The organism is Streptomyces sp. NPDC059371, from assembly GCF_042751995.1.
Taxonomy (GTDB): Bacteria; Actinomycetota; Actinomycetes; order Streptomycetales; family Streptomycetaceae; genus Streptomyces.
This window is the reverse complement of the sequence record NZ_JBHYXD010000185.1, coordinates 1-6,701: the sequence shown is the minus strand read 5'-3', so window position 1 is coordinate 6,701 and position 6,701 is coordinate 1. Positions and strand designations below refer to the sequence as shown.

Annotated in this window: 8 protein-coding genes; 6 read left to right on the top strand and 2 right to left on the bottom strand. The window is 72.4% G+C overall.

Translation table 11 applies throughout. The annotated features are described in order from the left end of the window. The first annotated feature begins 144 nt into the window (after positions 1–144). The 5 genes from ACFXGX_RS42820 to ACFXGX_RS42800 all read left to right on the top strand — a co-directional run bounded on the left by ACFXGX_RS42820 (position 145) and on the right by ACFXGX_RS42800 (position 5,021). Positions 145–930: a GNAT family N-acetyltransferase gene (locus ACFXGX_RS42820; protein ID WP_384803805.1), complete on the top strand. Its 786-nt coding sequence runs from the start codon at positions 145–147 to the stop codon at positions 928–930. Positions 931–1,034: 104 nt separating this feature from the next. Then, positions 1,035–1,148: a putative leader peptide gene (locus ACFXGX_RS42815; protein ID WP_384803802.1), complete on the top strand. Its 114-nt coding sequence runs from the start codon at positions 1,035–1,037 to the stop codon at positions 1,146–1,148. A 73-nt stretch (positions 1,149–1,221) separates the two neighbouring features. Then, positions 1,222–2,430, top strand: a complete 1,209-nt coding sequence (locus tag ACFXGX_RS42810) for an LLM class flavin-dependent oxidoreductase (protein WP_384803800.1) — start codon at positions 1,222–1,224, stop codon at positions 2,428–2,430. A gap of 19 nt (positions 2,431–2,449) precedes the next feature. Further along, a complete protein-coding gene (locus tag ACFXGX_RS42805) occupies positions 2,450–3,826 on the top strand; it encodes an NtaA/DmoA family FMN-dependent monooxygenase (RefSeq protein WP_384803797.1) in 1,377 nt (458 codons plus the stop codon). A gap of 67 nt (positions 3,827–3,893) precedes the next feature. After that, positions 3,894–5,021: an MsnO8 family LLM class oxidoreductase gene (locus ACFXGX_RS42800; RefSeq protein WP_384803794.1), complete on the top strand. Its 1,128-nt coding sequence runs from the start codon at positions 3,894–3,896 to the stop codon at positions 5,019–5,021. A gap of 246 nt (positions 5,022–5,267) precedes the next feature. Here the strand turns inward: ACFXGX_RS42800 and ACFXGX_RS42795 are convergent, their stop codons facing one another. Beyond that, positions 5,268–5,453 carry a hypothetical protein gene (locus tag ACFXGX_RS42795; RefSeq protein ID WP_384803791.1) on the bottom strand — a complete coding sequence of 62 codons (186 nt, stop codon included), beginning with the start codon at positions 5,451–5,453 and terminating at the stop codon, positions 5,268–5,270. A gap of 16 nt (positions 5,454–5,469) precedes the next feature. On the opposite strand from ACFXGX_RS42795, the gene ACFXGX_RS42790 reads away from it, so the two are divergent. Then, positions 5,470–5,892, top strand: coding sequence for a hypothetical protein (locus ACFXGX_RS42790; RefSeq protein WP_384803788.1), 423 nt, complete (start codon positions 5,470–5,472; stop codon positions 5,890–5,892). A 133-nt stretch (positions 5,893–6,025) separates the two neighbouring features. On the opposite strand, the gene ssuE is transcribed toward ACFXGX_RS42790, so the two are convergent. Then, the gene (gene ssuE / locus ACFXGX_RS42785; RefSeq protein ID WP_384803785.1) at positions 6,026–6,583 is read right to left on the bottom strand and encodes an NADPH-dependent FMN reductase; all 558 of its coding nucleotides are present in this window, start codon (positions 6,581–6,583) and stop codon (positions 6,026–6,028) included. Positions 6,584–6,701: the final 118 nt, after the last annotated feature.

Here is a 6,701-nt window from a genome sequence, read left to right as displayed (position 1 = left end):
GGGGGGGCCCGCGCGCGCCCCCCGCCGCCGCGGGGGGGGGCGCCGCGTGGTTCTTGGGCGCCCCCCGGGGGCCCCCCCGCGCGCGGGGGGGGGGGTCCCGGGGCGCGTCCGGCCGCGTTCCAGATATGGAGAACCCGCACCGCCATGTCCACCAGCGTCCACCCCGCACCCGCCCCTTCCCCGCGTCCGACCCCACCGCACGTCCTCGACAACGCCGCGTGGGCCGCGCTGACAGGTCCGCACGCCCACCTCGCCGAACGCGTCGGCCGGGCCGCCCGCTATCCCGCGGACGTGTCCCCGTTCACCGCCCTCGCGGACCCCGCCGACCCGCGTTCGTGGGACGACCTGGCCGAACTGGTGGGTCCGGGAGCGGTCACCCCGGTCACCGCGGTCCAGTCCGTTCCCGACGGCTGGACGATCGAACACAGCGGCGACGGGGTCCAGTTGACCGCCACCACGCTGCACTCCGAGCCCGCGCCGGAAGCCGTACGACTCGGCCTCGCCGACGTGCCCGAGATCCTCGACCTGATCGCCCTCACCCGGCCGGGCCCCTTCCTGCCCCGCACCGTCGAGCTCGGCACCTATCTCGGCATCCGGGAAGACGGCCGACTGATCGCCCTGGCAGGCGAGCGCCTGCACCCGCCGGGCTGGACCGAGATCAGCGCCGTGTGCACCCATCCCGACCACCGGGGCAAAGGCCTGGCCACCCGCCTCGTCCGGGCGGTCGCGGCGGGGATCAGGGAGCGGGGAGAAACCCCCTTCCTCCACGCCGCCGCCGACAACACGAACGCGATCCGGCTCTACGAGTCGATCGGGTTCACCCTGCGCCGCCGCACACGGTTCGTGCTCGTCCGCACCCCCGGCGGACAGCGGACCCTGCCCGCGAGGCAGGAAGAGGCCGGGCAGCCGGAAGAAACGGCGCACCAGTGAGGTTGGGCCTGTCGAGGACCGTGCGGCACCCCGGCGGGGACCCGCACGGGCCGGGCGGACGAGGGACCCGGGAGTACCGGGCCGAGGGGGCGGAGGTGAGACACATGCGTCGTGTGTCCCGCCGCGCGCCGCGACCGCTCGCGCCCCCGCCCCTGCACCTGTACGGCCGGCCGCACATCGATCTGCTGCGGGTCGCCGGCGCGCTCTGTCGCCCCTGACCCGTTCCCACACAGCCCCGCCCCGCCCGCCGGGGCGCGATTCCTCGTACGGCCGATCAGGAAGGCACCTCCCGTGTCCTCGTCACCCTCTCCTCTGCACCTCGCCGTCGCCCTCGACGGCGCCGGATGGCACCCGGCCGCCTGGCGCGAACCCGTCGCCCGTCCCGGTGAACTGCTCACCGCCGCCTACTGGGCCGATCTGGTCGCCGAGGCCGAGCACGGTCTGCTCGACTTCGTGACCATCGAGGACGCCCTCGGCCTCCAGTCCTCCTCGCCCACGGAACCCGACGGCCGCACCGACCAGGTCCGCGGCCGCCTGGACGCCGTCCTCATCGCCGCGCGGATCGCGCCGCTGACCCGTCACATCGGCGTGGTGCCAACCGTCATCGCAACCCACACAGAGCCGTTCCACATCTCCAAGGCGATCGCCACCCTCGACTATGTGAGCACCGGCCGTGCGGGTGTACGCGTCCAGGTCTCGGCACGCCAGAACGAGGCCGCGCACTTCGGACGCCGTACGATCCCGCCGTTCCGCGTCGAGGACTACGGCACGCCCACCGGGCAGGAACTCGTGACCGACCTCTTCGACGAGGCGGCCGACTACGTCGAGGCGGTCCGCGGGCTCTGGGACAGCTGGGAGGACGACGCGGAGATACGCGATGTCGCCACCGGCCGTTTCATCGACCGCGACAAGCTCCACTACATCGACTTCGAGGGCCGCCGGTTCAGCGTCAAGGGCCCCTCGATCACGCCCCGGCCGCCCCAGGGTCAGCCGATCGTCAGCGCCCTGGCCCATGCCACCGTCCCGTACCGACTGGTGGCCAGGGCCGCCGACGTCGGCTACGTCACCCCGCACGACGCAGGCCAGGCGCGTGCCGTCGTCGAGGAGATCCGCGCGGAACAGACCGCGGCCGGCCGCGGGGACGAGACCGTGCACGTCTTCGGCGACCTCGTGGTCTTCCTGGACGACGCCCCCGGTGCCGCCGAGGCCCGCCGTGAGCGACTGGACGCCCTCGCGGGCCACCCGTACACGAGCGACGCCCGGATCTTCACCGGAACGCCCACCGAACTCGCCGATCTTCTCCAGGAGTTGGGCGAGGCGGGACTGTCCGGTTTCCGGCTCAGGCCCGCCGTCGCCGGGCACGACCTCCCCGCGATCACCCGGGGACTGGTACCCGAACTCCAGCGCCGGGGCGTGTTCCGGCGGGCCTACGAGGCCGACACCCTGCGCGGACTGCTCGGGCTCGCCCGCCCCGCGAACCGCTACGCCACCACCGCCTGAGCCGGAAGGACCCCCGACCATGAGCAAGCCGCTCAAGCAGATCCACCTCGCGGCGCACTTCCCCGGCGTCAACAACACCACCGTGTGGAGCGACCCCGAGGCCGGCAGCCACATCGAGTTCAGCTCCTTCGCGCACTTCGCCCGCACCGCCGAGCGCGCCAAGTTCGACTTCCTGTTCCTCGCCGAAGGCCTCCGGCTGCGCGAACAGGGCGGACACGTCTACGACTTGGACGTCGTCGGCCGCCCCGACACCTTCACCGTGCTCGCCGCGCTGGCCGCCGTCACCGAACACCTCGGACTGACCGGCACCATCAACTCCACCTTCAACGAGCCCTACGAGGTGGCCCGCCAGTTCGCGAGCCTCGACCACCTCTCCGGCGGGCGCGCCGCCTGGAACGTCGTCACCTCCTGGGACGCCTTCACCGGCGAGAACTTCCGCCGCGGCGGCTTCCTGCCGCAGGAGGAGCGCTACTCGCGGGCCAAGGAGTTCCTGGCCACGGCCAACGAACTCTTCGACTCCTGGCACGGGGACGAGATCGTCGCCGACCGGGCGGGCGGCACCTTCCTGAACGACGCCAAGGCCGGAGCCTTCGTCCACCACGGACAGCACTTCGACATCGAGGGGCAGTTCAACGTCCCGCGCTCCCCGCAGGGCCGCCCGGTGATCTTCCAGGCGGGTGACTCCGAGGAGGGCCGCGAGTTCGCCGCGTCGAGCGCCGACGCCATCTTCAGCCGCTACTCCACCCTCAAGGAGGGCCAGGCCTTCTACACGGACGTCAAGGGGCGGCTAGCCCGGTACGGCCGCCGCTCCGACCAGTTGCTGATCCTGCCCGCCGCGACCTTCGTGCTCGGGGACACCGACGCCGAGGCGGAGGAGCAGGCCCGCGAGGTGCGACGCCTGCAGGTCAGCGGCGCGACCGCCATCAAGCACCTGGAGTTCGTCTGGAACCGCGACCTGTCCGCGTACGACCCGGACGGCCCGCTTCCCGACATCGACCCGGACCTCGGCGAACACACCGTCGCCCGGGGCCGCGCCCAGGTCCGCATGTACCGCGACCCGCTGGCCACCGCCCGTGAGTGGCGCGAACGGGCCGCCGCCAACAAGTGGTCCATCCGCGACCTCGTCATCGAGACCGGCAGCAGGCAGGCCTTCGTCGGCAGCCCGGCCACGGTCGCCCGGACCATCAACGACTTCGTCCAGGCCGACGCATCCGACGGCTTCATCCTCGTCCCGCACATCACCCCGGGCGGCCTCGACGCCTTCGCCGACAAGGTCGTCCCGCTCCTCCAGGAACGCGGCGTCCACCGCACCGAGTACGAGGGCACCACCCTGCGCGACCACCTCGGCCTCGCCCACCCCGACGCCGAGGCGTACGCCGGCCGGGCGGCGTCGTGAAGTCCCCGGCGCCGACCGTTCCCGACCCCATCCGCATATCCGCCGAGCGCTGAGGAGGCCTCCGCACATGTCCGAAATCCCTCTCGGCGTCCTCGACCTGATCCCGATCTCCTCGGGTTCCACCGCCGCGGACGCGCTGCGCAACTCGATCGACCTGGCCCAGCGGGCCGAGAACCTCGGGTACACCCGCTACTGGTTCGCCGAACACCATCTCAACCCGGGTGTGGCCGGAACCTCGCCCGCGGTCGTCCTCGCTCTGACGGCCTCCGCGACCTCGACCATCCGGCTCGGCGCGGGTGCCGTGCAACTCGGTCACCGCACCGCCCTGTCCACGGTGGAGGAGTTCGGCCTGATCGACGCGCTGCACCCCGGGCGCTTCGACCTGGGCCTCGGACGCTCCGGCGGCCGGCCGCCCGGCAAGTCCGCCGCTCCGCCGGCGACCGCGACCCCCGTGGTCGACGGCCGCGCCCCGAACGGGCTCCGCATACCGGCCCGCTTCTCCTTCGAACACCTTCTCGGCTCACCACGGGTCGCCCTGCAGCGCACCCTCCTCCAGCAGCCCCACGCCGAGTCGCAGGACTACGGCGAGCAGATCGACGACATCCTCGCGCTGCTCGCGGGCACCTACCGCTCCGCGGACGGGGTCGAGGCGCATGCCGTCCCGGGCGAGGGCGCCGAACTGGAACTCTGGATCCTCGGCAGCAGTGGCGGGCAGAGCGCCGACGTCGCGGGCCGCAACGGACTGCGGTTCGGGGCGAACTACCACGTCAGTCCGGCGACCGTGCTGGAGGCGGTGGACGGCTACCGGGCGGCGTTCCAGCCCTCCGTCGTCCTCGACAAGCCGTACGTCACCGTGTCCGCGGACGTCGTGGTCGCCGAGGACGACGAGAAGGCCCGCGAACTCGCCGCGGGATACGGCCTGTGGGTCCGCAGCATCCGTACGGCCGAGGGAGCCATCCAGTTCCCCACTCCGGACGAGGCGCGCGCCCACATCTGGTCGGACGCCGACCGGGCACTCGTCCAGGACCGCCTCGACACCCAGTTCGTCGGCTCCCCGAAACGGGTCGCCGGCCAGTTGGCCCAGCTCCAGGAGGCGACCGGGGCCGACGAGTTGCTCATCACCACGATCACCCACGAGCACGCGGACCGGGTGCGGTCGTACGAACTGCTGGCCGAGGAGTGGCGCACGACGTGAGCCGGCATCGGCCTCCGGGGGGGGGGCGGGACGGGCGAGCCGTGAACGGCCCGTCCCGCCGCACCCACCAGGGCGGCACGCACACCGCGCCGGGGCGTCACGACCGCATCACGAACTCCGTTTTTGCTGGTCAGAGAGCCTATATTCGCAGACTCCCGGATCTTGGAGCCCATGGCCCGAACGGCCGGGTCCGGCACTTGAGTGAGCGGAACGACAGCGAATGGCGCACAGCGGGATGACCCGACTTCATGGGTGGGCGACGGTGGCGCTGCTGTGCGCGGTGCTGCCGTTCGCGGCGGCCTGTACGACGGCGACCGGGAAACCGGTGGCGAGGGCGACGGCCGAGGCCGGGACGAAGGCCACCGCGTCCACGCCGTCCTGTGCGGGCGGAGCCGTCCGGTGGACCTCGGTGCACCGGGAGCGGCGACTCACCGAAGTCTCATCGGTCGTGAACGTCCGCGAGAGCGACGGCTGGGTCACGTTCCACCCCGGGCTCGTGCGCAACATCGCGCCCCAGGTCAGCACGAGCGACGACCGCGTGTCAGAGAGCCAGGTCCTCGCCGCGCTCGCCAAGCGCCTCAAGCGGGACGTCGAGCAACTGGCCGCTCCGGGGGAAGAGTCCGCCGATCGGCGGCGCTACCCGGTCCGGGTCGACTCGCACGGGCACGCGGGGCGTTTCGTCGAGGCCGAGGCAGTCCAGGCCGTCGACGCGAGCTTCACCGTGGCCTGCCCCGGCCGTGACGTCCACGGCAGCGTGAGCACCTGGTTCGGCGGTGGGAGCGCGTCCCTGGCCTGCGGAGTGAACCCGCATGTCAAGGAGTCCTGGATCCAGGAGGCCTACCGGCTGACCTGCGGTCCGCTCAGCCTCTGAGAAGCAGACCGCCGGGGCGGCTTGAGGTGGGCCCGCCGGTTCTGACGACGAACTGACGGCACAGGACACATGGTTCCACCCTGGCACCGGGGACTGACATCCACGATGCGCGGGGCGGTGCCGGCCGGCCGGTTCAGCCGGTCGACGCGAGTGCGGTCGTACGGCCTCCCAGCGCGGCCGAGAAGTGGTCCGTCACCTGTGCCAGTGCCTGGGCTGCGACGGGTGCGATCACGGCCGTGCCGTCCTCACCGGCGGTGATGTCCTTGTCTAGGGTGAACCAGCCGGGCACGATGTGCGACGCGCCCATGGACGTGAGCACCGGACGCAACGCGTAGTCGATGGCCAGCACATGGGCCGTACTGCCACCCGTGGCGAGCGGCAGCACGGTCTTGCCGGCCAGCGCGTACTGCGGGAGCAGATCCAGGAACGACTTCAGCAGGCCGGAGTAGGCCGCCTTGTACACGGGCGTGCCGATCACCACCCCGTCCGCCCCCTCGAAGAGGGCGGCCGCCTCGACGATGGCGGGGTGCTGGAAGTCGGCCCCGAGCAGCGCGTGGGCGGGCAGCGCGCGTACCTCCAGCGGAATCACCTCATGGCCGTGGAGGCGGAGCCGGTCGTCCAGGTGACGCAGGAGCCGTGTGGTGCGGGAGGTGGGAGAGGGGCTTCCGGAGACGGACACGATCGTGGCCATGGGAGACCTTCCGGGTCGGGATTCGGTTACGTGAAGCGGGTGTGCGGCGAACGGCGGTGGGCGTGCGCCGGTCGGCGGGGCATTCCCGGCGGACGGGGGCGCCGGCGGACGTCCGCCG

What these genes read in the sequence shown, in the direction of transcription:
- ACFXGX_RS42820 (WP_384803805.1), top strand. Translation starts at nt 145, where the DNA reads ATGTCCACCAGCGTCCACCCCGCACCCGCCCCTTCCCCGCGTCCGACC.
- ACFXGX_RS42800 (WP_384803794.1), top strand. Translation starts at nt 3,894, where the DNA reads ATGTCCGAAATCCCTCTCGGCGTCCTCGACCTGATCCCGATCTCCTCG.
- ssuE (WP_384803785.1), bottom strand. Translation starts at nt 6,583, where the DNA reads ATGGCCACGATCGTGTCCGTCTCCGGAAGCCCCTCTCCCACCTCCCGC.
- ACFXGX_RS42815 (WP_384803802.1), top strand. Translation starts at nt 1,035, where the DNA reads ATGCGTCGTGTGTCCCGCCGCGCGCCGCGACCGCTCGCGCCCCCGCCC.
- ACFXGX_RS42805 (WP_384803797.1), top strand. Translation starts at nt 2,450, where the DNA reads ATGAGCAAGCCGCTCAAGCAGATCCACCTCGCGGCGCACTTCCCCGGC.